Here is a 23,964-nt window from a genome sequence, read left to right on the forward strand (position 1 = left end):
CTCAGATCCGGTATCCCGAACCGGGGACGGTGACGATCACGGCCGGCTCACCCAGCTTGCGGCGCAGCGTCATGACCGTGACACGGACGACGTTGGTGAACGGGTCGGTGTTCTCGTCCCACGCCTTCTCCAGCAGCTGCTCGGCCGAGACCACCGTGCCCTCGCTGCGCATCAGCACCTCCAGGACCGCGAACTCCTTGGGCGCGAGCTGCACCTCCCGGCCGTCCCGGAAGACCTCGCGGCGATTGGGGTCGAGCTTGATGCCGGCCCGCTCCAGGACGGGCGGCAGGGCGACGGTGGTACGGCGCCCCAGGGCGCGCACCCGGGCGGTCAGCTCGGTGAAGGCGAACGGCTTGGGGAGGTAGTCGTCGGCGCCGATCTCCAGGCCCTCCACCCGGTCGCTGACGTCCCCGGAGGCGGTGAGCATCAGGACGCGGGTGGCGATGCCCAGCTCCACGACGCGGCGGCAGACGTCGTCGCCGTGCACGAGCGGCAGGTCACGGTCGAGGACCACGACGTCGTAGTCGTTCAGCTCGATCCGCTCCAGCGCCGCTGCGCCGTCGTAGACCACGTCGACGGCCATGGCCTCCCGGCGCAGTCCGGTGGCCACCGCATCGGCGAGCAGTTGCTCGTCCTCGACGACGAGAACACGCACGTCGCAATTCCTTCCGCAGAGCCCCGCCAGGCAGGGCACATCAATGTCTCAGAGCCCTTCCATCCTGCCCCGAAGAGCCATAAACCGGCGGTAAGAGGGGCTCGCGGGGCGCGCGGACCCCGATTCGCCGGATTCGCGGGCGGGTTGAGGTTTCCGTGAGGTGACGCGGGGGGAGGACGACTGCACACCCTCGATCACGCCCCGCCGGGCGTCCCTTGACGACCCTCCGCAGGGATCATGCCGTGATCGACCCACCCGTCGGCACACCAGTGCCAACCCGGACCCACGACGAGGGGGCGCACCATGGACGCGTTCACCGCAGGCATTCTGCAGCGCATACGGAACACCGAAGCCGTTCTGGACCGGGCTCGTGCGTCGGGCGACGACTACCTCGTGGACGTCGAGCAGGCGGAGCTCGAGGACCTGCAGCGCCTGGCCAGCGAGTACGGAGTGGAGGTCGGCGCGGTCCGCGCCTGACGTCCACCGCACACCACCGCGCCCCGGTCACCACACAGGTACCGGGGCGCAGTCGTGCGCAGCGCCGTCAGTCGTGCCAGGCGCCCAGGTCCTCCAGCAGCGGCTGCAGCACGCCGAACACCTCGGGCGACGCGGCGACGGTCAGCTCCTGGGAGGCGGGTTCACCGGGGCGGCCACCGGTGAGCGCCCCGGCCTCGCGGGCGATGAGCACCCCGGCCGCCAGGTCCCACGGGTTCAGGCCGCGCTCGTAGTAGGCGTCGAGGCGGCCGCACGCCACATCGCACAGGTCGATGGCGGCCGATCCCCCGCGCCGGATGTCGCGGACCTGCGGCACCAGAGCGCGCACCACCTCGGCTTGTCCTATCCGGCGCTCGGTGAGATAGCCGAAGCCCGTGCCGACCAGGGCCTGGGAGAGCGGGGGCGCGGGCCGGTGGCGCACGCGCTCCCCGTTGTTGAACGCACCACCCCCCAGCACCGCGTGGTAGGTCTCTCCGCGCATCGGGGCGGCCACCACGCCGACGACGGTCTCGCCGTCCTTCTCCGCGGCGATGGACACGGCCCAGGAGGGCAGCCCGTAGAGGTAGTTGACGGTGCCGTCGACGGGGTCGATCACCCAGCGCACCCCGCTGGTGCCGGTGACGCTGGCGCCCTCCTCGCCGAGGAATCCGTCGTGCGGCCGGTGCTCGGTGAGGAAGCCGGTGATCAGCTTCTCGGAGGCGATGTCCATCTCGGTGACGACATCGATGGGGCTGGTCTTCGTGGCGGCCACGCCGAGGTCGGCGGGGCGGCCGTCGCGAAGCAGCCGGCCGGCCCGGTCGGCGGCCTCAAAGGCCAGCTGGAGAAGTTCGTCGTACAGCGGATCGGACACGGGGCTCCTTGCTCGGTCGAGCGGCGGGCGGGAGGGCGGATGACGGCGTGGGGCGCGCTCCTGCGAGGCGCCCCACGCCGTACGGAGAGGTGGCCCGGGGGCGTGGACTTTGCGGACCTGCCCTAGGGGGTAGCGGGGCCGGTCCAGTCGGCGCCGGCGGCCGCGGGGCGGGGGGCCCGGGCCGGGCAGCAGCCGACGGGGCACAGGTCGTGGGAGGCGCCCAGCGCGCCCAGGGCACAGCGCCGGGGGTCCAGACCGCGTTCGGCCGCGGCGCGCTCCAGGACGAGGTCGCGGACGGCGGCGGCGAAGCGGGGGTCGGCCCCGACCGTCGCCGACCGGGCGACGGGCAGGCCCAGCTCCGCGGCTTTGGCGGCGGCCTCGGTGTCGAGGTCGTATTTGACCTCCATGTGGTCGGAGACGAACCCGATGGGGGCCATCACGATGGCCGGAACGCCCTGCCGGTGCTGTTCCTCCAGGTGGTCGCAGATGTCGGGTTCCAGCCACGGGATGTGGGGAGCGCCGCTGCGCGACTGGTAGACGAGGCTCCAGGGGCGGTCGACGCCGGTCTCCTCACGCACCGCGTCGGCGATCACCCGGGCCACGTCCAGGTGCTGCGCGACGTACGCGCCGCCCGCCCCGTCGGTGGTGTGGTCGGCCGGGGTGCCCGAGGTGTCGGCGGCGGCGGTGGGGATGGAGTGGGTGGTGAACGCGAGGTGCGCGCCGTCGCGGACCTCCTCGGGCAGCGCCGCGAGGGAGGCGAGCACGCCGTCGATCATCGGGCGGACGAATCCGGGGTGGTTGAAGTAGTGCCGGAGCTTGTCGACCTGCGGGACGGCCAGCCCCTCGGCCTTCAGGGTGGCCAGTGCGTCGGCGAGGTTCTCGCGGTACTGGCGGCAGCCCGAGTACGAGGCGTACGCGCTGGTGGCGAGGACCGCGATACGGCGGTGGCCGTCGCGCACCATCGCGCGCAGGGTGTCGGTCAGATAAGGCGCCCAGTTGCGGTTGCCCCAGTAGACGGGCAGGTCCAGGCCGTGATCGGCGAAGTCCTTGCGCAGTGCGTCCAGCAGGCCGCGGTTCTGGGCGTTGATGGGACTGACGCCGTCGAACAGGAAGTAGTGCCGGCCCACCTCCTTGAGACGCTCGCGGGGGATGCCGCGGCCGCGGGTGACGTTTTCCAGGAACGGGACGACGTCGTCGGGGCCCTCGGGACCACCGAAGGAGAGCAGCAGCAGGGCGTCGTAAGGACGGGGATCGCACTGTTCGGGCATGTCCCGATCCTCCCACCCTTCGCCGCGATGCGACGGGCAGGTCCGGCGGCCGGTATGTGGCACGGGCCGCGTCGCCCCGTGGAGCGGGGCTGCGCCGGCGCGTGGCGCGTGGCTGTGTTGCCCCGTGCGGGACGCGTTGCGCTCTCCCTGTCGGGCGGACCGCCGCAGAGACGTGCCCGGGAGCGTCGCCCCAGGAATCGGCCCTCCTCTGGGCGGACGTAATCGGGGCCGCACCGGGCCGTGCCGATGGGGGGACGAAAGGGCCAGAAATTCGGCGGCGGTCGCGCTTCCGTCACCGTAAGCTGTATCGGCTACAGACGTCCCTTACCGATCTTTCGGTTCTCACCCGGCGGAGCACCCCCGTTGCCCAGTCCCTACCGCGCCATTTTCGGCCCGCCCGGCACCAAGTCCTTCTCCGCCGCCGGACTCCTGGGGCGGATGCCGCTGTCGATGCTGGGCATCGGCGTGGTGACCATGATCTCGCAGCTGACCGGCCGCTACGGCCTCGCCGGAGCGCTGTCGGCGACGCTCGCCCTGTCCGCGGCGCTCCTGGGGCCACAGATCTCCCGGCTGGTGGACCGCCACGGGCAACGCCGGGTGCTGCGCCCGGCGACGCTGGTGTCGGTGACCGCCGTCGCCGGTCTCCTGCTCAGCGCGCAGCAGCGCTGGGCCGACTGGACGCTGTTCGTCTTCGCGGCGTGCGCGGGGTGCGTGCCGAGCGTCGGCTCGATGGTGCGGGCACGGTGGGCGGCGCTCTACCGCGGTTCACCGCGCGAGCTGCACACCGCGTACTCGTGGGAGTCGATAGTCGACGAGTGCTGCTTCATCTTCGGTCCGATCCTGTCGATCGGACTGTGCACGACATGGTTCCCGGAGTCGGGGCCGCTGCTGGCAGCCGTCTTCCTGGTGGCCGGGGTGTTCTGGCTGACGGCACAACGCGCCACGGAGCCGGCGCCGCATCCGCGCGTCGCCCATACCGCGGGGTCGGCGCTGCGGTCACCGGGGTTGCGGGTGCTGGTGGTGACGTTCGTGGCGACGGGTGCGATCTTCGGCTCGGTCGACGTGGTGACCGTCGCCTTCGCCGAGGCGGACGGCCACAAGGGAGCGGCCAGCCTCGTCCTCGCCGTCTACGCGCTGGGCTCCTGCCTGGCGGGCGCCGTGTTCGGACTGCTGCACCTGAAGGGCCACGCATCCCGCCGGTGGGTGGTGGGCGTATGCGTCATGGCACTGAGCATGGTGCCGCTGCAACTGGCGGGAACGCTGCCGCTGCTGGGCGTCGCACTGTTCGTCGCGGGGCTGTCGGTCGCGCCCACGATGGTGACGACGATGGCACTGGTCGAGGAGCACGTCCCCCGGGAGAAGCTGACCGAAGGCATGACGTGGACGAGCACCGGCCTCGCGGTGGGCGTCGCGCTCGGCTCGTCCGCCGCCGGCTCGGTGGTGGACGCCATGGGCGCGCAGCGCGGCTACCTCGTACCGTGCGCCGCGGGACTCCTCGGCGCCGTGGTGGCCCTGCTCGGATACCGCCGCCTCCGCCCTGCGGCCCCGAAGGCCGCGCCTTCCGGGGTGGTACAGCAGGGCGGCCCAGCCGGCAACGCGGAGGAGTCCGATGGGGAGCGGGTGTCGTAGGCGGGGTGGGTGCTCGGGGTGGGGGGCTCACTTGGAGGTGTTGTGGGGGTGGCTGGGCGGACGGGGTGACCGTCGTTCGGTGACTGTGACTGCCACTTTCCCTTAAGTCGCTTTGTCGACAGTGCCGCGCAGCGACTTGAGCAGCGCACGGGGCAACGCCACGCCCCCACCGAGGCGCAGCGATGACAGCGACAGCGACAGCGACAGCGACAGCGACAGCGACAGCGACAGCGACAGCGACAGCGACAGCGACAGCGACAGCGACAGCGACAGCGACAAAAGGCAACGCCCATCAGGTGACGCCGGCAACCTTCTGACAATCGGACCGAAGGCGACAGTCACACCCCCCTGAAGGCGACCGGCAACGCCCCGTGCCGACGCACAGACGCACCCCACACGCCACCCAGCGACACACAAGTCGACGCAACATGTCCGGGAGGAGACACCTTCCCCCGCTTCCGCCTCATGTGATTCCCGTCACCTCCCGCGAACTGGCCAGTAACGGCTGGCATCATGCGCTCAACTCAGACCGACGGCAGCCCCGTCGAGGGGCCGCCCGCGCAGGGAGGGGACGTCACCATGGCAGTCAGCAACGCCGTCGGCAGCTCGGGAGGACAGGGCAGCGGAACGTCATGGCGGAACTGGGCGGGGAACGTCGCCACCCGGCCCGCCCGCACCGTGACCCCGGCGAGTACCCAGGAAGTCGCGGCCGCCGTCCGGTCCGCGGCCGAGGACGGATTGGCGGTCAAGGCCGTCGGCACCGGTCACTCCTTCACCTCGGTCGCCGCCACCGATGGGCTGCTGATATGCCCGGAACGCCTGTGCGGGGTGCGCGACATCGACCGGGAAGCCGGCACGGTCACCGTGGCGGCCGGTACGCCGCTGCACCATCTGAACCGCACGCTGGCCGCGCACGGGCTGTCGCTGACCAACATGGGCGACATCATGGAGCAGACCGTCTCCGGGGCGACCGCCACCGGTACGCACGGCACCGGCCGCGAGTCCGCCTCCCTCGCCGCGCAGGTCACCGCTCTGGAGCTGGTCACCGCCGACGGGTCGGCGCTGCGTTGCTCGGCCGGACGGAACCCGGACGTCTTCGCCGCGGCCCGGCTCGGTCTGGGGGCGCTCGGCGTCGTCACCGAGCTGACCTTCGCCGTGGAGCCGGAGTTCCTGCTGACCGCCCGCGAGGAACCCATGCCGTTCGACGAGGTGACCGACCGGTTCGAGGAGCTGGCCAACGAGAACGAGCACTTCGAGTTCTACTGGTTCCCGCACACCGGCAACTGCAACACGAAGCGCAACAACCGCAGCCAGGGACCGGCCGCACCGCCCGGGAAGGTCAGCGGCTGGATCGAGGACGAGTTGCTGTCCAACGGCGTCTTCCAGGCCGCATGCACCCTGGGCCGCGCCGCGCCGGCCACCATCCCTGCCGTCGCCAAGCTCGCCAGCCGCGCCCTGTCGGCGCGGACGTACACCGACATCCCCTACAAGGTGTTCACCTCACCGCGCCGGGTGCGGTTCGTGGAGATGGAGTACGCGCTGCCCCGTGCGGCTGCCATCGATGCGCTGCGTGAGCTCAAGGCTCTCGTGGACCGGTCGGACTTCAAGGTGTCGTTCCCGGTGGAGGTGCGGTGCGCACCGGGCGACGACATCGCTTTGTCGACTGCGTCCGGACGCGACACCGTGTACATCGCGGTGCACATGTACCGGGGCACCTCGCACGGCGCGTACTTCGCGGCCACCGAGCGGATCATGACGGCACACGGCGGTCGTCCGCACTGGGGCAAGCTGCACACCCGGGACGCGGCATATCTGTCCGGCGTCTATCCGCGGTTCGGTGAGTTCACCGCGGTGCGTGACCGTCTCGACCCGGAGCGGCTGTTCGGCAACGCCTATCTGCGGCGGGTGCTGGGCGAGTGACGACGCGGCCGTGGCCGGCTCCCCGGGGAAGGGGAACCGGCCACGGCCGCGTCGGGTGGGTGCCGTCAGGAGGGGTTCGGGTCGGGCTCCTGGGCGGCGGTCTTCCCTCCGGTGTCCTGACCGCCGGCGCCCGTGTCGCCGGTGCCGGTCTTGTCCCCCGCCGATCCCGTGGGCTCGGGCGTGGTGGGCTCGGACGAGGGGATGGCGCCGTCGGACGGTGTGGGCGCGGGGGTGGTCGCGGACGTTCCGCCGTTCGCGTCGCCACCCGGGCTCGGCGTGCTGCCGTTGCCGGGGCCGGTGGAGGAGTCCGGCGCACCGGTGGGAGTGCCGCTGTCGCGCTCCGTACCGTGGGAGTGATCCGGACGAGGTGACGCCGGGGCGTTGTCGGGAGCGGTGTCCCGCTGGCTGTCACCGGTGTGGGTGAGGCGGCCCAGGGTGGTACCGGAGTTGCCGCTCGCGGTCTCCCCCACCATCACTTCGACGCCGGTGACCACACCCATGGCGAGCACGAAGATGCCGACCGCCCCGAGAACCGGCCGACGCCAGCCGCGCAGCCGGGACCCGTACGTGGCGGTGACGGTCTCGTCTCCGGGAAACTGCCCCGCCTCCGCACCGCCGGGTGAGGTCGTCGTCCTCAGCGCGACGGTGTGCTCGTCGAGACGCGGCACCAACTGCGTACGGTCCGTGTCGCCGGCCGGGTGCACCGTGCGCAGGGCGCGGGTCGCCTCGTCGGGCGGCGTCACCACTCCGGGGCGGAGCAGACGGGTCGCCGCCTCGTCCCCGCTGGAGGGTGGGACATCCACCCGGGGCAGCAGCTGGGTGCGGGTGCTGTCCATCGGGGCGGCCGGTTGCGTGGAGACAGCGGTGACCGCGTCCGGCGCCCCGTCCCGGTCGAACGTCGGCAGCACCGTGGTGGCCGCGGCATGCGGGCTGCCCTTCCGGGGGGAGCGGGTACCACGGGGCCGGGGGCGAGTGGTGATCGACGCCTCCTTGATCTGCTCCCCCGTACGCCGGAACAGATGCTGGAAGATCGAGCCGCCGGTCGTGGCCACGACACTGACCACACCGGCACCGATGATCGTTCCGTAAACGCCGAGCTGTCCCGCGAGGAATGCGGCGACGGCCGCCGCGAGAGCACTGCCCGCGACCTGAGGAACGCTCAGGTCGATCCGTTTCTCCTTACCCTTCGGGTCGGTTTTGGTTTCTTCGTCCATCTCCAGCCCTTGATCGGCATTTCGATCCACCTTGCACACCAAAGATACTTTTGTGCGAAGTGAATGGTTCCGGATATGGCGATTCTGTGAACCTTGCCACCTGCCGATGTGGTAGAGAGGTCGACAAGGCGACTCAACTCCGTTGTCGCACCGCAACTTCAACGGCGCGGCGGTGCACTTCAGTGGCCCGAATGGAGTACTGTGGCGAACCCTGGCCCCGGGATCCCGTCCGGCTGCCCGGACTCACGGGGAGAGGGGCCCAACAGGTGGCACCCGCCCTGGAGCGCCGCCGCTCGGCACGGGTGATCGGTCCCAGGGCAGGCGATACGGACACCGGCGTTGCGAACAGGTAACCGTCTCGCTTCGGCGTTTACGGACTCCGGTCCGATCCGCCGGGCAACTCGACAATGTTGTGGCAGGCTGCACCCCGGGCAGGCCACACTCGACAAGCGGAAGCAGCGACGCACGTGACGTCGGCAGGCACCACCCGGGAGGTCCCCATGCCCGAACTGCGTGTCGTGGCCGTCTCCAACGACGGCACACGGCTGGTGCTCAAGGCTGCGGACAGCACCGAGTACACACTGCCGATCGACGAGCGGCTGCGCGCCGCGGTCCGTAACGACCGCGCGCGCCTGGGCCAGATCGAGATCGAGGTCGAGAGCCACCTGCGGCCACGGGACATCCAGGCGCGGATAAGGGCAGGCGCATCCGCCGAGGAGGTCGCCCAGCTCGCCGGGATCCCCGTCGAACGCGTGCGCCGCTTCGAGGGGCCGGTTCTCGCCGAGCGCGCCTTCATGGCCGAACGGGCCCGCAAGACGCCCGTGCGACGCCCCGGGGAGAACGCCGGGCCGCAGCTCGGCGAGGCGGTGGCGGAGCGGCTGCTGATGCGCGGCGCCGACAAGGACAGCGTGCAGTGGGACTCCTGGCGCCGCGACGACGGCACCTGGGAGGTGCTGCTGGTCTACCGCGTCGCCGGTGAGCCGTTCTCCGCGGCGTGGACGTACGACCCGCCCCGGCGGCTCGTCCAGGCCGTCGGCGAGGACGCGCGGGCGCTGATCGGCGAGGCCGATGACACACCCGAGCCCAGTTTCCCCTTCGTTCCCCGGATCGCGCGTCTGCCGCGTGACCGGCCGCTGGACCGCGCCCTGGACCGGCAGGCGCCGGACCGTATGGAGCGCGCCGCCGCCGAGGAGGAGGCCGAACCGCAAGCCGCCGAGGAGACCATCGGTGAGCGGGAGCGGGATTCGCTGACCAGCCTGCTGGAAGCGGTGCCGAGTTTCCGTGGTGACATGGTCGTACCGGACAGCGTCACGGCGCCGGTCGACGAGCCGATGGACGACGAGGTCGAGGAGCCGGCCGCGCCCGCGGCCAGCGCGGGCGCCGGGTCCGCGTACGCCGATGTGCTGATGCCGCGCGCGGTCGCCGGGCACCGTGACCGGCTGACCGGGACCACCGACCGGCAGGCCGAGGCCGACGGCGTCCGTCCCGGGCGCCGGGCCGCCGTGCCGAGCTGGGACGAGATCGTCTTCGGCACCCGGCGCAAGAAGCAGGAGTAGCACCTCCACGCCCCGTGATCCGCCCGCCCCGTACCCGCACGGGGCGGGCGGATCGCTGTGCGGCGACTCAGCCGGGCTGCGCGCCGGTGGCGACGGGGCGGGACGGGTCGGCGGTCCAGCCGCTCCATGAACCGATGTACAGCGCCGCCGGGACGCCGGCGAGGGACAGGGCCAGCACTTCCTGGGCGCCGGAGACGCCGGAACCGCAGTAGACGCCGACCTCCGCGTCGCTCTTGGCGCCGAGCGCCGCGAACCGCTCGGCCAGCGCCGAGGCCGGGCGGAAGGTGTGGTCCTCGGTGACGTTCTCCGTTGTCGGGGCGGAGACGGCGCCGGGGATGTGGCCGCCGACACGGTCGACGGAGGCGGCCTCGCCCCGGTAACGCTCGGCGGACCGGGCGTCCAGCAGGACGCCGCGGCGGGCCAGGGCGGCCGCCTCGTCCGCCGTCAGCTGCGGCAGGCCGCCGGGTTCTGGCGTGAAGTCGCCTTCCTGCGGCTGCGGGATCTCCGTTGTCACCGCCCCGCCGGACGCCGTCCAGGCCGCGAGTCCGCCGTCCAGCACCCGCACGTCACGGTGTCCGGCCCAGCGCAGCAGCCACCAGGCGCGCGCCGCGGCCCAGCCGAGCCCGGCGTCGTAGGTGACGACGGGGCGGTCGTCCCGCACCCCGGCGCGGCGCATGGCGGCGGTGAAGACGGTGATGTCCGGCAGGGGGTGGCGGCCCTCGTCACCGGCCGGGCCGGCGAGGTCGGCGTCGAGGTCGATGAAGACGGCGCCGGGCAGATGGCCCGCCTCGTAGTCGGGGCGGCCGTGCGGTCCCTGGAGCTGCCAGCGGACGTCCAGGAGGACGGGCGGGTTGGCGCCCGCCGACTCGCTCGCAAGTTCGGTAGCGGTGATGATGTCATTCATGGCACTCATCCTTGCGTAGGGACGGCTACGTACGGAAGGCGGACGCACACCCTCCGTATGACGGAGGTGCTCCGCCCGCTCCCGCCACGGTATCGGGGTAACACCGCCGAAAACGGGCGTTCTTCAGGACGGAACCGCCGGTCACGGCGCGGCCGGAGGCTCCCCCCGGGGCGCCTGGTGCGAGCATCTGCCTCGGGTCCCGCGCCCGTCCCATGGCCGCCACCGCGATGGTCCGAGGAGTGAGTGACGATGACGACCGAGGCAGCGAGCCGGCGGTTGACCGGTGCACCCTGCTGGGTGAGCCTGCTGACGCACCGCCTGGCCGCGACGCAGGAGTTCTACGGTGCACTGTTCGGCTGGGAGTTCCGCCCGGGACCGCAGCACCTCGGACCGTACTGCCGCGCCGTCCTGGACGGGCGAGAAGTGGCCGGGCTCGGGGAGTCCGCGGCCGGGCACCGGCTGCCTGCCACCTGGACCACCTATCTGGCCAGCGACGACGTGGACGCGACCGCGGAGCGGATCCGGTACTGCGGCGGGACGGTGGGCGTGGGGCCGCTGGACGCCGACGACGCCGGGCGGATGGCGCTCGCCTGCGACCCGCAGGGCGCGGTCTTCGGCATCTGGCAGGGCCGCGCGATGGCCGGCACCGCGGCCGCCGGAGAACCGGGCACCCCGGTGTGGAACGAGCTGATCACCCGCGAGACCCACTCCGCCGGACCGTTCTACGAGCACGTCTTCGGCTACGAGCCGCAGGCGGTGGTCTCGGCCGACTTCGACTATCTGACGTTGCGCCTGAAGGGACGCCCCGTGGCCGGTCTGCACGGGGTGGGCAATGCGCTGCCGCGCGGGGCGGGCCCGCGGTGGATGACGTACTTCGCCGTGCCTGACACCGACGCCGCGGTCCGCCGGGTCGAAGCACTCGGCGGCCAGGTGGTCCGGCCGCCGCGCGACTCACCCCACGGCCGGCTGGCCACGGTGACCGATCCCGCGGGCGCCGCCTTCACCGTCATCCGCCCCGCACCCGAGGGCATCGGGGTGGACGCCGGCGAGTGAGGCGTTGCGCTCCGAGGCCACTCGCGCTGCCCCCGGAGCCTGTGCACCGTCCGCCGAAGAGATGTCAGTCAGCGGTCGGCGGGGACCGCTGTGGCCGCAACTCCCCCGGGCGACGTCGTGGTGGCGCGCTCCTGGGTGCGCCGCATGCGGCGGGACGGCCACCAGGTGGCGTTGCCCAGGAGTGCCAGGGCCGACGGCAGGATCATGATCCGGATGATGAAGGCGTCGAGCAGGACGGCGACAGCGAGGCTGAAGCCGATCTGCTTCATCTCCGCGAGGTGCAGCAGCATGAAGCTGGCGAACACCGTGACCATCACCACCGCGGCGCTGGTGACCACCTTTGCCGATTTGTCGACCCCGTCGAGTACCGCCTGCCGGGTCGGCACCCCGTTCAGTGCCGCCTCTTTGATGCGGCTGACGACGAAGACCTGGTAGTCCATCGACAGTCCGAAGAGGATCACGAAGAGGAACAGCGGCACCCGGGAGCCGATCGCATGGGTGGCGTCCTCCTCGAAGCCGAACACCGTGGAGGCCCAGCCCCATTGGAAGAAGACGACCACCAGGCCGAACGAGGCAGCAACGGACAGCAGGTTGAGCACCACGCCCATCAGGGCGATGGCCGCCGAGCGGAAGACCAGCAGCGTCATGACGAACGTCAGCAGCAACAGGAAGCCGATGACGAGCGGCAGCTTCTCGTTCTGGTGGGCGAGGTAGTCGGCATCCTGCGCGACGGGGCCGGTGACCGCGTACTCGGCGCCCGGCACCTTCCCGAGCGTGGCCGGTAGGTAGGTCTCGCGCAGGTCCTTCAGTGAGCCGGACGCCTGCGGTGAGTTGAGACTGAAGGGGACGGACAGCGTCATCATGCTGATCCGGCCGTCGGGTGTCGACGTCAGCTCGGGCGGCTGGTCGGAGAACTTCGGGTCGGTCGCGGCACGGTGGGCAAGGTCTTTCAGCTCGGCGCGCACCCGGCCGACCTCACCGGCATCGCTCTTGACGACGACCCAGTGGGAGGCGAGCAGGTCGGGGAAGGCGGCGTTGAGGCGGTCGTAGACCCTCATCTCGGGGATGGACCGGGAGTGGGTGGCGGTGTTCAGCACGCGCAGATGCATCCCGAGCGTGGGGGCGGCGAGGCCGGCCATGACGAGCAGGGACACCACGAGGGTGGCCGCCGGGTGGTTCCTGGCGGGTCGCAGCAGCGCGTTCCACACCCGGCCGGTCCGCTCAGTCCCGCGCCGCACGCGCTTGCCGCGTGCCGCCTTGCGGTCCAGGCGGCGGCCGATGAGGACGAGGAGCGCGGGCAGCACCGTCATCGAGCTGAGCACCGCGACGAGCACCACGACGATGGTGCCGACGGCCAGCGAGGAGAAGATGACGTCGGTGGCGAGGAAGAGCGTGGCGGTGGTCAGGGCCACGGCCAGGCCGGAGACCGCGATGGCCCGGCCCGAGGTCGCGGCGGCGATCCCCACCAGCGCCTCCGGGGTGAGCCGGCCGCCGGCCCGGTCCCGCTCCTCCCGTTCCCGTTTGAGGTAGAAGAGCGTGTAGTCGACGCCGACCGCCATGCCGATCAGCAGGATGAGGCTGCTTCCGACACCCGCGTCGGGCAGCAGATGCGAGACCACCTGGCTCAGGCCCATGGCGGCGGCGATCGAGGAGACCGCCAGCAGCAGCGGCACGCCGACCATGATCAGCGAGCCGAAGGCGATGAGCAGGGTGATCAGGGTGATCGGGAAGGTGATCTTCTCCGAGGTGGCGAGGTCGTCGGCGCGTGAGGTGTCCAGCCCCTTGCTGACCGACGCCTCGCCGGTCTCCTCGACGCGCAGGTCCGGGTGGGCGCGCTGCACCTCGGCGGTCTGCTTCAGCAGCGGGTCGAGGTGGCGCCGGGCCTCCAGCCGGGGCCCCTTGACGGTCACCTCGACCATCAGCATCCGGCGGTTCTCCGAGCGCACCGGGTCGGCGACGCGGAGGACCTGCGGTAACGGCTTCATCCGGGCGACGACGTCCTGTGCGGCGTCGTGGGCCGCGCCGCCGACCGGACCGCCGGACCTGTTGGTGATCATGATGCGCTCGGCCGCCTTGTGCTGGAGGCCGCCCTCCGTCGCGATGGCCTCGGCGCGGCCGGCCTCCCCCACCCAGTAGTCGCGGTCGCCCGCCTGACGCGTACCGACCGCGCTGCCGAGCGCGAGGCACAGGGCGACGAACACGCACCAGCCGATGACGGCGCGCGCCGGATGCGCGGCGCTCCAGCTCGCCACTCTCACGGTCAGTGGCTGTTTTTTCACCGAACCCAGCTCCTTCACGGCACTGTCCCCCAGTTCGACGGACAACGCTCACTCATACCCGTCAGATGTCAGCGAGAACTTACACATGACGGCATGGGTGGTCAATCCGGAATGCGCGACGGCATCCGGGCGCGGGCGGAAGGGGAGTGTGGCGCCGTGCGCCCGTCGGCGACGGCCCCGTGGAGGCCACGAACCGGCAGGCTCCGGCGGGAGAGTCAGGCGGGGTCGACCGGCAGGACGTCCGGGGAGAGGGCGTCCGCGTGGGCGGAAGCGCTGGTCACCCGGCGCTGATGGTGGCGTCGGCACAGCACCTCGTAGCCGATGTCGCCCGCGTGCTGGTTCACGTCGCCGACGACGACCTGCTCGCCCTCGACGACCATCTCGCCGCCCACCGTGCGGGCGTTGTGGGTGGCGCGCGCGCCGCACCAGCACATCGCCTCGACCTGGAGCGCCTCGATCCGGTCGGCCAGCTCGATCAGGCGCTGGGAGCCAGGGAAGAGCCGGGTGCGGAAGTCGGTGGTGATGCCGAACGCGAAGACGTCCAGCCCCAGGTCGTCGACGACGCGGGCGAGCTGATCGATCTGCTCGGGGTGGAGGAACTGCGCCTCGTCGACGATCACGTAATCGACCTTGCCGCCCTTGGACATCTCACCGACGAGATGGGCGTAGAGATCCATGTCCGGGCCGGCCTCGACGGCGTCGGTCACCAGGCCGAGCCGTGAGGAGAGCTTGCCCGCGCCGGCCCGGTCGTCGCGGGTGAAGATCACGCCCTGCAGGCCGCGCGCCGAGCGGTTGTGGCCCATCTGGAGCGCCAGGGTGCTCTTCCCGCAATCCATGGTGCCGGAGAAGAAGACCAGTTCGGACATGGGGAGAGGGGGACCTTTCGAACGGACGGGGTGCGGTGGGCTCCATGCCGGACCAAGTCGCCGTGCCGGTCCGCCCGGAGCCCCGGGAGGGACACCGGCCCGGGCACGCCGATGCGGGCCTTTCGGCCCCATGGCGGCAGGACGGCACGGCGGAACAGTGCGGGTCGGGCAGGGCTTCGCAGGTCAGGTGCGGACTTCCAGCAGCGGAACGAGCTGCTCCACGGGGGTCATCGACCCGTGCATACCGACCATCTTCGACTCACCGGGCTCACGCTCGCTCGCGATGATCACCATGTCGGCATGGGCGGCGGCGACGACATCGCCGATCCGGCCGCGCACCCGGTCGTCGACGTGCGGCCCGAACCAGCCCGCCGCGATGGCCTCGTCGCGGCTCGCCACCCACATCTGCTCACCGACGACCTCCCGCCACACGGCGAGGACGTCGTCCGCCGCGCCCGGGTGGGCGTAGACATGGCGGGCGCGGCCCTCGCCGCCCAGCAGGCGGACGCCGGCGCGCAGTTCCCAGTCCTCGTCGAAGTCGATGCGCGACTCCGGGTCGAAGGGAATGTCGATCATGCCGTGGTCGGCGGTGACGTACAGGGCGCTGCGCGGCGGGAGTTGTTCGGCCAGGCGCTGCGCGAGCCGGTCGACGTACATCAGCTGGCCGCGCCAGGCGTCGGAGTCCACGCCGTAGCGGTGACCGTTGCCGTCGACCTCGGCGTAGTACGTGTAGACCAGCGAGCGGTCACCGGCGGCGAGTTGGGCGGCGGCGAGGTCCGTGCGTTCCTCGCCGCTGAGGCGGCCGTGGAAGGTGCCGCCGCTCAGCGCGATCTTGGTGAGCGGGGTCTGCGCGAAGTGCGGCGCGGAGACCTGGCAGGTGTGCACGCCCGCGGCGTCGGCCAGCTGGAACACCGTCGGATACGGCTGCCAGGCGTACGGGTCGGTCCACGGCTGCCAGCGCAGCTGGTTCATCAGCGCACCGGAGGAGGGGTCCTCGCAGGTGTAGCCGGGCAGGCCGTGGGCGCCCGGGGGCAGGCCGGTGCCGACGGAGGCGAGGGAGGTCGCGGTGGTGGAGGGGAAACCTGCGGTGAGCGGGCGGCCGGTGCCGTTGCAGGAGGTGTCCAGGAGGGACGTCAGGAACGGCGCCTCGTCGGGGTGGGCCCGCAGCAGCTCCCAGCCGAGGCCGTCGACGAGGAAGACACAGGCCCGGTCGGCGGGGGCCAGCTCCATCGTCGTAGGCGGGCCGGACACGCCCTGACCTGCGACGACGGCGGGCAGCAGATCGGCGAGCGAGCCGGTGCCGTAGCGGGGCAGCGGGGCGGTCAGCGGGTCGAGCGGCTCGGGCTCGGGCCAGGCGGGGGCGGTGTACCCCATCAGCGGGCGCTCGTGGTGGCCGCGGTGGCCTCGGAGAGCGCCTGGGCGAAGGTCAGCGTCTCGCGGACGGAGTCGGGGCCGTCACCGGCCTCGCTGACCCGCAGCGAGAGGTCGTCGGCGGTGGACGAGCCGGTGTAGCCGTGATCCGCCTCGCAGTTGGGGTCGCCGCAGGTGGCGGGCTCCAGGTCGAGGCGGGCGACGGCGCCCCAGCCGATGGTGAGCACGACCTCGCGGGGCAGCTGGCCCGGGGTGTACGACTCCGGGTTGGCGACCACGCGGCTGAGCACCACCGAGGAGATCCGCCCCAGCTTCACGGACTCGGTGGAGGTCGTGGCGTACGGGGACGGGGAGGTGGCGTCGGCGGCCTGCTCGTCGGTGTGGCTGACGATGAAGCGGGTGTCGGTGAGGACGAGGACGGTCACATGGCGGCGGACCTCGTTGGCGTCGAAGGTCGTCTCCTGGTGCACCAGGTACGCCGCGACCGGCTCACCGCCGACGGCGGCCTGCACCGCCTCGGCCACGAGGGCCGGGTAGTAGCCGCTGCGCTCGATCGCCGCGCGCAGCCCCTGGGTCGTCGTACCGGTCTTAGCCATGTCCTCCATCTTACGGGCCACCGAGGGGGTGGCAGGACGCCCTTGACGAGCCGGACCGTAGGTGCCAGGTGCGGCGGGGCACGGGGCGGGGCCCGGCTCCCGCCGCCCCGTGCGGGCGGTCAGTAGACGGGCAGGCGGCGGGGGCCGAGGTCGGTGGTGGCGGGCGGACGGGCGAGGCGGACGGACGCCCCGAGGACGGACAGTCCGTGCGGGGCGACGACGACCGGCTCCAGATCGACGCCCACCACCTCGGGGTGGTCGTCGACGAGCCGGGAGACCCGTAGCAGCACATCGGCGAGCGCGGCGGTGTCGACCGGCTGGGAGCCGCGCCAGCCGAAGAGGAGCGGGGCGGCGCGGATCGACCGGATCTGGGCGTCGACGTCGCGGTCGGTCGCGGGGATGAGGCGGTGCGCGATGTCGCCCAGCAGCTGGGAGGGGGCGCCCGCCAGGCCGAACGACAGGACGGCACCGGCCGCCGGGTCGATGGCGGCGCGGACCACGGTGTCGACACCGCGCGGCACCATCTTCTGCACGACGGGCGCCAGCTCCTCCGGGGTGCCGAGGGCGGCGGTCAGCTCGCCGTAGGTGCGGCGCAGGTCCTCCTCGTCGGCGATGTCCAGGCGGATGCCGCCCAGATCGCTGCGGTGACGCAGGTGGGGGGCGGTGGTCTTGAGGGCGACGGGGTAGCCGAGCCGGGCGGCGGCGCGGACGGCGGCGTCCGGGCCGGGGGCGGGCAGCGAGGGCTCGGTGGGGATGCCGTAGCGGGCGAGCAGAGCGGCGGCGTCCGCGGCGGGCAGCGGGACGGAACGGCCGGCGGGCGGGTCGAGGTGGTCGAGCAGCCGCGCGATGTCGGCGCCGGCCGCGGCCTCCTGGATGTCGTCGTACGCGGGCACCCGGCCCGGCTCGGCGGCCTCCCGGCGCCAGGCGGCGTACCGCACGGCCTCGGCGAGGGCCCGGACGGCGCGCTCGGCGGCGGGGTAGGCGGGGAGCGGGACGCGGGCGGGCGGGTACGGGGCGGCGGGCGCGGGTGCCGGGGCCGCGGGGTTGGCGGACGGTACGCCGGAGCCGGTGTCCTGGGCGGTGGAGCCCGGGGTGCCCGGGGCGGCGTCATCGGCCGTCCCCGGAACGGCGGGGGCGGCGAGGGCCGTCGCCAGCGCGTCCATCGCCAGGTGGGCGACGGCCACCGGCTTGGCGGGGCCCGCGGCGGCGGCCGAGCGCAGCGCCGCGGCCAGCTCCTCGCCCTCCCCCGGGGCGGTCGCGTCGCCCTCGCCCACCCAGGGGATGGCGGTGACCACGACGGCGTCGCAGCCCTCGCGCGCCAGCTCCTCGGCGAGGGCGGTGTGGAAGTCGTGCGGCGTCGCGGCGGAGGGCAGCACGCGGGGGCGCCGCGGGCGCAGGCCCTCGGTCAGGCACGCGTCGTAGGCGAGGAGGGAGAGCGCCTCGGAGTTGCCGAGGACGGCGACGCGGGCGCCCGCGGGGAGGGGTTGGGAGGCGAGGAGCAGTCCGGCGTCGAGGAGTTCGGTGACGGTGTCGACGCGGATGACCCCGGCCTGCCGCATCAGGGCGGCGACGGTGCTGTCCGGGATGCGGACGGTGGGCACCGTGTGGCCCAGGGGCGCGGTGCCGTGGTGGCGGGCGCCCTTGGCGACGACAACCGGTTTGACGGCGGCGGTGCGGCGGGCGAGGCGGGTGAACTTGCGGGGGTTGCCGATGGATTCGAGGTAGAGGATCGCGACGTCGGTGTCCGGATCGTCGTACCAGAACTGGAGCAGGTCGTTGCCGGAGGCGTCGGCGCGGTTGCCCGCGGAGACGAAGGTGGAGACGCCGGCGGGCGAGCCGTCCCCGGGGCCGCGCTCGTGCAACCCGCTGAGCAGGGCGATGCCGATCGCCCCGGACTGGGTGAAGAGCCCGATGCGGCCCCTGGCGGGCATCGCCGGTGCGAAGGAGGCGTTCAGCCGGACGTCGGGGGCGGTGTTGATCAGGCCGAAGGCGTTCGGGCCGATCAGCCGCATGCCGTACGAGCGGGTGCGGCGCAGCAGGGCGCGCTGGCGTTCGCGCCCCTCGGTGCCGGCCTCGGCGTATCCGGAGGAGAGGACCAGGACGCCCTGGACGCCGTGTTCCCCGCAGTCGTCGATCACCTCGGGGACGCGGTCGGCGGGGACGGCGATGACCGCGAGGTCGACCGGGCCGTCGATCTCCCGCAGGGAGCGGACGGCGGGCACGCCCTCGGGGTCGAGGCGGTCGGTCCCCTCGGGGAAGGCGTGGTTGACGGCGTGGACGCGGCCGGTGAAGCCGGAGTCGAGGAGATGGCGCAGGGCGGTGCGGCCGACGCCGCCGGGGGTGCGGCCGGTGCCGATGACGGCGACCGAGCCGGGGGCGAGGAGCCGCTGCATGGAGCGGGCCTCGGCGCGCTGCTCGCGGCCGCGCATCACGGCCATGGACTGCTCGGTCGGTTCGAGGTCGAATTCCAGCCGGACGACGCCGTCCTCGAAGGTGCGCTGCTGGGTGTACCCGGCGTCCGTGAACACCTTGATCATCTTGGTGTTGGCGGGCAGGACCTCGGCGGCGAACCGGCGGATGCCGCGCTCCCGGGCGACCGCGGCGATGTGCTCCAGCAGCGCGGAGGCGACGCCGCGGCCCTGGTGGGCGTCCTGCACCAGGAAGGCGACCTCCGCCTGGTCGTCCCCCGGATTCCTGGCCGGCAGGCCCCGGTCGTCGATCCGGTCGTAGCGGACGGTGGCGATGAACTCGCCGCCCACGGTGGCGGCGAGGCCGACCCGGTCGACGTAGTCGTGGTGGGTGAAGCGGTGCACGTCGCGGTCGGAGAGGCGGGGGTAGGGCGCGAAGAAGCGGTAGTACTTCGATTCGTCCGAGACCTGTTCGTAGAAGGAGACCAGGCGCTCGGCGTCGTCCGGGGTGATCGGTCGGATCCGGGCGGTGCCGCCGTCGCGCAGCACCACATCGGCTTCCCAGTGGCTCGGGTACGCATGATCCGGCTGCTGCTGCATGCGGACAGCGTACGACCGGGCACCGACAACCGGCTCGGTGTGCGCGGGACCGGGCGACGGCCGGTCGCCGGCGCCCCGGAGGGGGTGGCCGGGCGGTGTGTCCGGGCCGCCCGGACGTGGTGCGGAACACCGGCGGTGGGGCTTCCGGAGCACCGGGGACCGCGTGAGAGACTGGTCTAGACAACTGTGACGACTCGAAGGGCAACACCATGGCTGAGCGCCGCGTCAATGTCGGTTGGGCCGAGGGCCTGCACGCCCGTCCCGCCTCGATCTTCGTCCGTGCGGCCACCGCCGCGGGCGTTCCGGTGACGATCGCCAAGGCCGACGGCACCCCCGTGAACGCGGCCTCGATGCTCGCGGTGCTGGGCCTGGGCGCCCAGGGCGGCGAGGAGATCGTGCTCGCCTCGGACGCCGAGGGCGCGGAGGCCGCGCTGGAGCGCCTGGCGAAGCTCGTCGCCGAGGGGCTCGACGAGCTGCCGGAGACCGTCTGAGCCGGAACTTCGCCGCCTCCCCGCAGCCGGGGAAAGGCCCCGCCGCCACGACCGGAACCGGTCACCGCGGCGGGGCCTTTCGCGTTCCCCGCGGCGGAACGTCGCACACCGCGCTCCCGGAGCGGCACCACTCCCCCGCCCGCAATTCCCCACCCTCACGGGCGCCACACACCCGAATAAGTGAATACCCGGCCACGTGGTGCGGCAATTCCAGGATGGCGCGTTTTATCGGAACCCGATTCCGCAATTTCCCGTACGGGGCCGTAAGGATCCCGCCACGCGGCGGCCGCCCCGTATACCGCGTCCTCTAGGCAGAACGCGCGCGCCCGCTTCCGACGGGGCGCGGCGCCGTGCGTGCCGCGGCCGCCGAACGGTGCCGCGGGCGGTAGGCCGGGAGCGACCGCGCCACATGCGAGGCCATCAGGGCGCGCGCCGCCTCCGCGTCGCCCCGGGCCACCGCGTCCAGCACCGCGCCGTGGTCGTCCCAGGTCTCCGCGTACCGCGCCGGGCGCTCGACGACATACATCCACTCGATCTTCCGCCGCACCTGGGTCAGCAGCGCGGTCAGCCCCGGATTGCCCGCCGCCCGGGCCAGCGTCTCGTGGAACCAGCCGTCGAGCCGGGGCAGCTCACCCGGGCAGCCGCGGCGGGCGCGCTCCCGGCCGAGCCGCACCACGCCCCGTAAGACCTTCAGCTGCGCATCGGTGCGGCGGGCCGCCGCGCGGGCGGCGCCCATCGGCTCCAGGAGCGCGCGCAGATCCAGGAGATCGGCCGCCTCCTGCGCGGTGGGGGCGGCGACGCAGGCGCCCGCATGGCGCCGCGCGGTGACGAACCCCTCCGACTGCAGGGTCCGCAACGCCTCACGGACCGGCACCCGGGAGACGCCGTAGCGGGTGGCCAGAATGTCCTCGACGAGCCGGCTGCCGGGGATCAGCGTGCCGGAAACGATGTCGTCGCGAATCGCCGTGGAGATGCGCTGCACGGAAATCTCGCCTTGCGTCATCGCGGGCACCTCCACCGTCCTCCCCGGAAAACGCCGGTGCACGGCGCCTTTTCCGCGACCTTATTCGAACGGCGGTGGCGCCTTTACCGCCTTCACACATTCATGGAAATCTTTTGGTGAGCGCATTCCCGGCCGTCGGGAAATCCGGCCATCCGCCGTACGGCACCGGACACGCCGGAGCCCCGGGCCCCCTGTCGGGGCGGTCCGGGGCTCCGGGAAGCTGCAGGGTCAGACGTTGACGCCGTGCGCGCGCAGATAGGCGATCGGGTCGATGTCCGAGCCGTAGTCCGCGCCGGTGCGGGCCTCGAAGTGCAGGTGCGGGCCGGTGACGTTGCCGGTCGCGCCGGACAGCGCGATCTGCTGACCGGGCATCACCTGCTGGCCGACCGAGACACCGATCTGCGACAGGTGGCCGTACTGGGTGTACGTGCCGTCGTTCATCTTGATGACGATGTTGTTGCCGTACGCGCCGCCCCAGCCGGCCTCGACGACGGTGCCCGCACCGACGGCGTGCACGGTGGTGCCGGTGGCGGCGTGGAAGTCGATGCCGGTGTGGGTGCCGGAGGACCACAGGCCACTGGACGCCTGGTAGGCGGTCGAGACGTACGAGCCGGAGATCGGGGCGACGAAGGCGTTCAGGCGCCGGCGCTCCTCCTCGCGGGCGGCGCGGACCTCGGCCTCATGGCGCTTGTCGGCCACCGCCTTGGCGGCCTCGGCCTGCTTCACCGCGTCGGCCTCGGCCTTCGCCTTGGCCTCGGCCGTCTCGGCGACGGCCTGCTGCGCATCGGCCTGGGCCTGGACGCGCTCGGCGAGTTCGTCACCGAGGACGACGGCCCGCTGCAGACCCGTGTCGTGCGAGGCGCCGGAGGTGGCGGCCATCGCGGGAGAGGACACGGAGGCAACGACGCCGCTGGCGGCGAGACCGGCTATGCCGGCGATGTTGCGGGTCGTCCGGGCGCTGCGGCTCGGACGGCGGTGCTTCCCGGTGGCACGGGTGAACGCCATGTGCTGGCTCAGTCCTTTCCTTCCTTCTCGCCTACCGGGTTAGCTGACGGGTTCGGAGCAGGAAGGTCTCCTACGGGTTCCTCCGGAGAGGTACCCGATTCACCCCAGGGGACATGTGGGTCCCCGGCTCCCCTGGCTCGCGCCGTACGGGGACTCGGCGATGACTGTCCGGTGCCGCGGTTGCGGCGTGCTGCTGACGGACAGCGCGCATGACGCTAATCGCGGCAACTTTCAATCGGCAAACAGAAACGCGTTTTTGTGCGTTACGCCACACGTGGGCGACGGAACCGGAACCCTATAATCCGGGCACGAAAAGGGGACCCCGAGGGCCTTTTCCCCCTCGGGATCCCCTTTGTCCTACCGCATCCGTCCGCGGGACGGCCCGGCCGGGGCCATCGCCCCTACGGTCCGTCAGCCGCTGACGACCGTCACCTCGCCGATGCCCAGCGCCCGGACCGGCTCGGCGATCTGCGCCGCGTCACCGACCAGCACCGTCACCAGCCGGTCGGCCGGGAACGCGCTGACCACGGCGGCGGTCGCCTCGACCGTGCCGGTCTCGGCCAACCGCGCGTACAGCTGCGCCTGGTAGTCGTCCGGCAGATGCTGCTCCACCTGGTCGGCGAGGGTGCCCGCGACCGCTGCCGCCGTCTCGTACTTCAGCGGCGCGACACCGACGAGGTTCTGCACCGCGACGTCCCGCTCGGCGTCCGTCAGCCCCTCCGCCGCGAGGGTGCGCAGCACCTTCCACAGGTCATCGAGGGCCGGGCCGGTGGACTCGGTGTCGACCGAACCGCTGATCGCCAGCATGGCGGCGCCGGTGGGCCCTCCGGGCGCGTCCGGCGCCGACGAGCGCAGCACCTGACCGAAGGCCCGCACGCCGTAGGTGTAGCCCTTCTCCTCGCGCAGCACCCGGTCCAGACGGGACGTCAGGGTGCCGCCCAGGCAGTACGTGCCGAGGACCTGCGCCGGCCACTGGCGGTCGTGGCGGTCGGCGCCGATCCGCCCGATGAGCAACTGCGTCTGCACCGCGCCGGGGCGGTCGACGATCACGACGCGGCCGGTGTCGTCCGCGGTGATCGGCGTGACGGCGACCGGCTCGGCGGCCGACCCCTGCCAGGCGCCCAGCGTGTCGGCGAGCGCCGCGTCCACGTCGATGCCGATGAAGTCACCGACGATCACGACGGTGGCCGCCGCGGGCCGCACATGCGCCGCGTAGAACGCCCGGACGGCCGCCGCGTCGATCCGCCCGACGGTCTCCTCGGTGCCCTGGCGGGGCCGCGAGATCCGCGCCGACGCGGGGAACAGCTCCTTGTACAGCGCCATCGCGGCGCGGCGCCCCGGGTTGGCCAGCTCGTGCGGGATCTCGTCGAGACGGTTGCGCACCAGACGCTCCACCTCGCCCTCGGGGAAGGCGGGGGCGCGCAGCGCGTCGGCGAGCAGCCCCAGGGCGCGCGACAGCCGGGAGGCCGGAACCTCCAGAGAGACGCGCACCCCGGAGTGGTCGGCGTGCGCGTCCAACGTGGCGCCGCAGCGCTCCAGTTCGGCGGCGAACTCCTCGGCGTCGTGCCGGTCGGTGCCCTCCGACAGCGCCCGCGCCATGATCGTGGCGACGCCGTCCAGGCCCTCCGGCTCGGACTCCAGCGGCGCGACGATGTCGACCTCGACGGCGACGACCTGCTGGCCGGGGCGGTGGCTGCGCAGCACCGTCAGGCCGTTGGGCAGCGCACCGCGCTCGGGCGCCGGGAAGGCCCACGGCCTGGGCGCCCCGCCGCGGGGCTGCGGGTGGAAGGTCATCTCGCTC

At 72.7% G+C, this 23,964-nt stretch carries 20 protein-coding genes and 1 riboswitch; of the genes, 6 read left to right on the forward strand and 14 right to left on the reverse strand.

Translation table 11 applies throughout. The features are described from left to right. Position 1: 1 nt before the first annotated feature. Entirely contained in the window at positions 2–655 is a 654-nt protein-coding gene (locus ABT345_RS28965; protein ID WP_030285276.1) for a response regulator transcription factor, read from the reverse strand. 303 nt (positions 656–958) lie between these two features. Between ABT345_RS28965 and ABT345_RS28970 the strand changes: the two genes are divergently transcribed. After that, positions 959–1,132, forward strand: coding sequence for a hypothetical protein (locus tag ABT345_RS28970; RefSeq protein ID WP_169750012.1), 174 nt, complete (start codon positions 959–961; stop codon positions 1,130–1,132). 67 nt (positions 1,133–1,199) lie between these two features. On the opposite strand, the gene ABT345_RS28975 is transcribed toward ABT345_RS28970, so the two are convergent. Beyond that, positions 1,200–2,000, reverse strand: coding sequence for an inositol monophosphatase family protein (locus ABT345_RS28975; RefSeq protein ID WP_345086829.1), 801 nt, complete (start codon positions 1,998–2,000; stop codon positions 1,200–1,202). A gap of 122 nt (positions 2,001–2,122) precedes the next feature. Further along, entirely contained in the window at positions 2,123–3,268 is a 1,146-nt protein-coding gene (locus ABT345_RS28980) for a ferrochelatase (RefSeq protein WP_345086831.1), read from the reverse strand. 363 nt (positions 3,269–3,631) lie between these two features. Between ABT345_RS28980 and ABT345_RS28985 the strand changes: the two genes are divergently transcribed. Continuing rightward, positions 3,632–4,897, forward strand: a complete 1,266-nt coding sequence (locus tag ABT345_RS28985; RefSeq protein WP_345086833.1) for an MFS transporter — start codon at positions 3,632–3,634, stop codon at positions 4,895–4,897. Positions 4,898–4,999: 102 nt separating this feature from the next. Here the strand turns inward: ABT345_RS28985 and ABT345_RS28990 are convergent, their stop codons facing one another. Then, entirely contained in the window at positions 5,000–5,239 is a 240-nt protein-coding gene (locus ABT345_RS28990) for a hypothetical protein (RefSeq protein WP_345086835.1), read from the reverse strand. 237 nt (positions 5,240–5,476) lie between these two features. Here ABT345_RS28990 and ABT345_RS28995 point away from each other — a divergent pair, with 237 nt between their 5' ends. Further along, on the forward strand, positions 5,477–6,817 hold the full coding sequence (locus tag ABT345_RS28995) for a D-arabinono-1,4-lactone oxidase (RefSeq protein ID WP_345086837.1): 1,341 nt from the start codon (positions 5,477–5,479) through the stop codon (positions 6,815–6,817). A 65-nt stretch (positions 6,818–6,882) separates the two neighbouring features. Here the strand turns inward: ABT345_RS28995 and ABT345_RS29000 are convergent, their stop codons facing one another. Beyond that, positions 6,883–8,031: a hypothetical protein gene (locus tag ABT345_RS29000; RefSeq protein ID WP_345086839.1), complete on the reverse strand. Its 1,149-nt coding sequence runs from the start codon at positions 8,029–8,031 to the stop codon at positions 6,883–6,885. A gap of 500 nt (positions 8,032–8,531) precedes the next feature. On the opposite strand from ABT345_RS29000, the gene sepH reads away from it, so the two are divergent. Continuing rightward, complete coding sequence (gene sepH, locus ABT345_RS29005; protein ID WP_345086841.1) at positions 8,532–9,587, forward strand: septation protein SepH; 1,056 nt, start codon at positions 8,532–8,534, stop codon at positions 9,585–9,587. 67 nt (positions 9,588–9,654) lie between these two features. Here the strand turns inward: sepH and ABT345_RS29010 are convergent, their stop codons facing one another. Further along, positions 9,655–10,491: a sulfurtransferase gene (locus tag ABT345_RS29010; RefSeq protein WP_345086843.1), complete on the reverse strand. Its 837-nt coding sequence runs from the start codon at positions 10,489–10,491 to the stop codon at positions 9,655–9,657. A gap of 249 nt (positions 10,492–10,740) precedes the next feature. On the opposite strand from ABT345_RS29010, the gene ABT345_RS29015 reads away from it, so the two are divergent. Then, positions 10,741–11,544, forward strand: a complete 804-nt coding sequence (locus ABT345_RS29015) for a VOC family protein (RefSeq protein WP_345086845.1) — start codon at positions 10,741–10,743, stop codon at positions 11,542–11,544. A gap of 68 nt (positions 11,545–11,612) precedes the next feature. On the opposite strand, the gene ABT345_RS29020 is transcribed toward ABT345_RS29015, so the two are convergent. The 5 genes from ABT345_RS29020 to ABT345_RS29040 form a co-directional block, all read right to left on the reverse strand. Beyond that, positions 11,613–13,823: an MMPL family transporter gene (locus tag ABT345_RS29020; RefSeq protein WP_345086847.1), complete on the reverse strand. Its 2,211-nt coding sequence runs from the start codon at positions 13,821–13,823 to the stop codon at positions 11,613–11,615. 215 nt (positions 13,824–14,038) lie between these two features. Further along, the gene (locus ABT345_RS29025; RefSeq protein WP_345086849.1) at positions 14,039–14,689 is read right to left on the reverse strand and encodes a thymidine kinase; all 651 of its coding nucleotides are present in this window, start codon (positions 14,687–14,689) and stop codon (positions 14,039–14,041) included. A gap of 183 nt (positions 14,690–14,872) precedes the next feature. Then, positions 14,873–16,063, reverse strand: coding sequence for an alkaline phosphatase family protein (locus ABT345_RS29030; protein WP_345086851.1), 1,191 nt, complete (start codon positions 16,061–16,063; stop codon positions 14,873–14,875). After that, positions 16,063–16,656 (reverse strand): DUF5998 family protein, encoded by a 594-nt coding sequence (locus ABT345_RS29035; protein ID WP_030285252.1) that lies wholly within the window; start codon positions 16,654–16,656, stop codon positions 16,063–16,065. The genes ABT345_RS29030 and ABT345_RS29035 overlap by 1 nt, the downstream gene beginning before the upstream one ends. 119 nt (positions 16,657–16,775) lie before the next feature. Then, positions 16,776–19,664 carry a bifunctional acetate--CoA ligase family protein/GNAT family N-acetyltransferase gene (locus ABT345_RS29040; RefSeq protein WP_345086854.1) on the reverse strand — a complete coding sequence of 963 codons (2,889 nt, stop codon included), beginning with the start codon at positions 19,662–19,664 and terminating at the stop codon, positions 16,776–16,778. A 209-nt stretch (positions 19,665–19,873) separates the two neighbouring features. On the opposite strand from ABT345_RS29040, the gene ABT345_RS29045 reads away from it, so the two are divergent. Further along, the gene (locus ABT345_RS29045) at positions 19,874–20,155 is read left to right on the forward strand and encodes an HPr family phosphocarrier protein (RefSeq protein WP_345086856.1); all 282 of its coding nucleotides are present in this window, start codon (positions 19,874–19,876) and stop codon (positions 20,153–20,155) included. 307 nt (positions 20,156–20,462) lie between these two features. Here the strand turns inward: ABT345_RS29045 and ABT345_RS29050 are convergent, their stop codons facing one another. The 3 genes from ABT345_RS29050 to ABT345_RS29060 all read right to left on the reverse strand — a co-directional run bounded on the left by ABT345_RS29050 (position 20,463) and on the right by ABT345_RS29060 (position 23,957). After that, positions 20,463–21,158, reverse strand: a complete 696-nt coding sequence (locus ABT345_RS29050; protein WP_345086858.1) for a GntR family transcriptional regulator — start codon at positions 21,156–21,158, stop codon at positions 20,463–20,465. A 228-nt stretch (positions 21,159–21,386) separates the two neighbouring features. Continuing rightward, a complete protein-coding gene (locus ABT345_RS29055; RefSeq protein WP_345086860.1) occupies positions 21,387–22,163 on the reverse strand; it encodes a M23 family metallopeptidase in 777 nt (258 codons plus the stop codon). A gap of 13 nt (positions 22,164–22,176) precedes the next feature. Continuing rightward, positions 22,177–22,333, reverse strand: a riboswitch (cyclic di-AMP (ydaO/yuaA leader). Between the two features lie 241 nt (positions 22,334–22,574). Beyond that, positions 22,575–23,957: a M16 family metallopeptidase gene (locus tag ABT345_RS29060; protein ID WP_345087017.1), complete on the reverse strand. Its 1,383-nt coding sequence runs from the start codon at positions 23,955–23,957 to the stop codon at positions 22,575–22,577. Between the last annotated feature and the right edge of the window lie 7 nt (positions 23,958–23,964).

This window comes from Streptomyces sp. NPDC000404 (assembly GCF_040300365.1).
In the GTDB taxonomy this organism is placed as follows: Bacteria; Actinomycetota; Actinomycetes; order Streptomycetales; family Streptomycetaceae; genus Streptomyces; species Streptomyces ramulosus.

Bases quoted from the DNA above. Each gene is read 5' to 3' on its own strand.
- ABT345_RS28970 (WP_169750012.1), top strand. From the start codon at position 959: ATGGACGCGTTCACCGCAGGCATTCTGCAGCGCATACGGAACACCGAA.
- ABT345_RS28980 (WP_345086831.1), bottom strand. From the start codon at position 3,268: ATGCCCGAACAGTGCGATCCCCGTCCTTACGACGCCCTGCTGCTGCTC.
- ABT345_RS28995 (WP_345086837.1), top strand. From the start codon at position 5,477: ATGGCAGTCAGCAACGCCGTCGGCAGCTCGGGAGGACAGGGCAGCGGA.
- ABT345_RS29000 (WP_345086839.1), bottom strand. From the start codon at position 8,031: ATGGACGAAGAAACCAAAACCGACCCGAAGGGTAAGGAGAAACGGATC.
- sepH (WP_345086841.1), top strand. From the start codon at position 8,532: ATGCCCGAACTGCGTGTCGTGGCCGTCTCCAACGACGGCACACGGCTG.
- ABT345_RS29010 (WP_345086843.1), bottom strand. From the start codon at position 10,491: ATGAATGACATCATCACCGCTACCGAACTTGCGAGCGAGTCGGCGGGC.
- ABT345_RS29015 (WP_345086845.1), top strand. From the start codon at position 10,741: ATGACGACCGAGGCAGCGAGCCGGCGGTTGACCGGTGCACCCTGCTGG.
- ABT345_RS29025 (WP_345086849.1), bottom strand. From the start codon at position 14,689: ATGTCCGAACTGGTCTTCTTCTCCGGCACCATGGATTGCGGGAAGAGC.
- ABT345_RS29030 (WP_345086851.1), bottom strand. From the start codon at position 16,063: ATGGGGTACACCGCCCCCGCCTGGCCCGAGCCCGAGCCGCTCGACCCG.
- ABT345_RS29035 (WP_030285252.1), bottom strand. From the start codon at position 16,656: ATGGCTAAGACCGGTACGACGACCCAGGGGCTGCGCGCGGCGATCGAG.
- ABT345_RS29040 (WP_345086854.1), bottom strand. From the start codon at position 19,664: ATGCAGCAGCAGCCGGATCATGCGTACCCGAGCCACTGGGAAGCCGAT.
- ABT345_RS29045 (WP_345086856.1), top strand. From the start codon at position 19,874: ATGGCTGAGCGCCGCGTCAATGTCGGTTGGGCCGAGGGCCTGCACGCC.
- ABT345_RS29050 (WP_345086858.1), bottom strand. From the start codon at position 21,158: ATGACGCAAGGCGAGATTTCCGTGCAGCGCATCTCCACGGCGATTCGC.
- ABT345_RS29055 (WP_345086860.1), bottom strand. From the start codon at position 22,163: ATGGCGTTCACCCGTGCCACCGGGAAGCACCGCCGTCCGAGCCGCAGC.
- ABT345_RS29060 (WP_345087017.1), bottom strand. From the start codon at position 23,957: ATGACCTTCCACCCGCAGCCCCGCGGCGGGGCGCCCAGGCCGTGGGCC.